This window comes from Bacteroides sp. AM23-12, assembly GCF_003434395.1.
GTDB lineage: Bacteria > Bacteroidota > Bacteroidia > Bacteroidales > Bacteroidaceae > Bacteroides > Bacteroides thetaiotaomicron.
Genome location: NZ_QTLF01000084.1, coordinates 1 through 1837 on the forward strand (window position 1 = coordinate 1; position 1837 = coordinate 1837).

The window sequence follows — 1837 nt, forward strand, 5'->3', positions numbered from 1 at the left end:
CCCGCCATCTGGTTCACGTTGCGACCGTAACCGCCCATGCCTCCGGCTTGGATAATCCAGCCCGCAACGGTGGGAATGGTAAAGTAGCCGATGATGCCGATGCAGAGGAATACGATATACACCCCGTCGCTCGAATCCAGCGAGAAGTTCGGGTCTGCCTGCATCCGCTCGATGTCGTTTTGCAGCATCAGAACCTGTATCTTCGCCAGTATGGTGCTGAACATGTCCGATACCGGTAGCCACAGATAGACCTGTATATAGCGGCATATCCACTGCGTGAGCGTGTTTTGGAAACCGTCCCATACCGACAGGGCGAAGGCTATCGGACCGAGAATCGCCAGCACCACGAGAAAGAAGGTGCGGACGGTGTCTATCACGAGGGCGGCGGCTTGGAACAGCAGTTCGAGTATCTCGCGGAAGAAGTCGCGGATGCTCTTCTTCATGTTGTACATTCCCCGGTCGATATACATTCCCGCCATCGTCACCATGTCGGAGGGCGACCAGCCGAGTTCCTCCAGTTGCTTGTCAAATTCCTCGTTGGACACGAGGTAGGCGGTTTCGGGGTTGCGTACCATCGCCTCGTATTCCAGTTTGTCCTTCTGCTCCCGGTATCGGTTCATGTCCAGCGTTTCCGCCTCCAGCATCTTTGCCGTGCCCTGTACGACGGGTGAGAGGATGCTGTTTATCGTGCCCAGCACCACAGTCGGGAAGAACATGATGCACAGACCGATGGCAAAAGGACGGAGCATCGGGAATACGTCTATCGGTTCAGCTCTCGCCAGCGACTGCCATACCCGGTAGGCGACGTAGAACAGCGCACCCAGCCCGGCGATGCCTTTCGCCACACCAGCCATGTCCCCACACAGCGGCATCATCTGCTCATAAAGTGAACGTAAAATCTGATGAAGGTTGTCGAACTTCATAGGCTACCAGTATCTTTCGTTCATGTTCCCGTACAGCCCCATGATGCGGTCGAGGTCGTTCTTCTTTTTCGCACGCAGGTAACTCACGGAGATGTTCTTGTTCGTGTAGTAGCTCACGAGGTTGCGGTAACGCTTCATCTTCGAGTGGCAGCGTTCCACCACGTCCATGCGCTCCTTGTCGGTCATGGAGAGCGTGGTGATGTTCACCACGTTCCTGAGTTCCGTCAACACTTCGTTGCTTTCCTCCAGCAGTTTCGTGTAGCCGAAAGCGATTGCGGAAAGCTCTTCGGGTCTGAAATTCCCGTCACGGAGCATCCGTTGGAAACTGTTCACATAGATGTCTGTGATGTCGCCCACCATCAGGATGGTCTGCTGCACCTTGCGGGCGTCCTTGACCAGATTGTTCACCGATTTGAGGGCATCGTAATACTTCTTGCCCTGCTGATAGATTTTCACCGTCTCCTGAAAGTTGCTCACCATGTTCGTGGCGGTCTTGGAGGTATGGATGATGTTTTTGGAGGCATTGATGATGCCCTGCGCTAGATTGCCCGGATCGCTTACGACCCACTGTGCGCTTGCCCTGCCCGCGAAAAGCAGGCACAGGCAGATAATCATTGTTATTCTTGTTCTCATGTTACTTTGGATTTTAGTGGTTGTTATTCTTCGGTCGGATGTCCCGGCTGCGGCTTCACCCGCACATAGTCCCCGTTTGGCGAGAAAGTCAGCACATCCGTGGCCTCGTTGTAGGACACGTCGATGCGGAAGCCGGTGTTCATGAACAGGTTGCCGTTCTCCTCCTGCAAGAGATAGGTTTCCGGCTTGAGCTTGCGGCGCAGACCGCTACGACGGAACACCGTCACTTTGTAGGCTTCGCCCTCCTTGTAGATAAGCACGTCAGGTTTTCCCTCCACGCT

General features: G+C 54.7%; 3 protein-coding genes. All 3 read right to left on the reverse strand.

The features are described from left to right. A partial coding sequence (traJ, locus tag DW640_RS23170) for a conjugative transposon protein TraJ (RefSeq protein ID WP_008778138.1) occupies positions 1-923 on the reverse strand: 923 nt, incomplete at its 3' end. A gap of 3 nt (positions 924-926) precedes the next feature. After that, on the reverse strand, positions 927-1556 hold the full coding sequence (locus tag DW640_RS23175; protein ID WP_004304283.1) for a DUF4141 domain-containing protein: 630 nt from the start codon (positions 1554-1556) through the stop codon (positions 927-929). Positions 1557-1579: 23 nt separating this feature from the next. Beyond that, positions 1580-1837 (reverse strand): DUF3876 domain-containing protein (locus tag DW640_RS23180; RefSeq protein WP_117578999.1); only part of this gene is annotated, 258 nt, incomplete at its 5' end.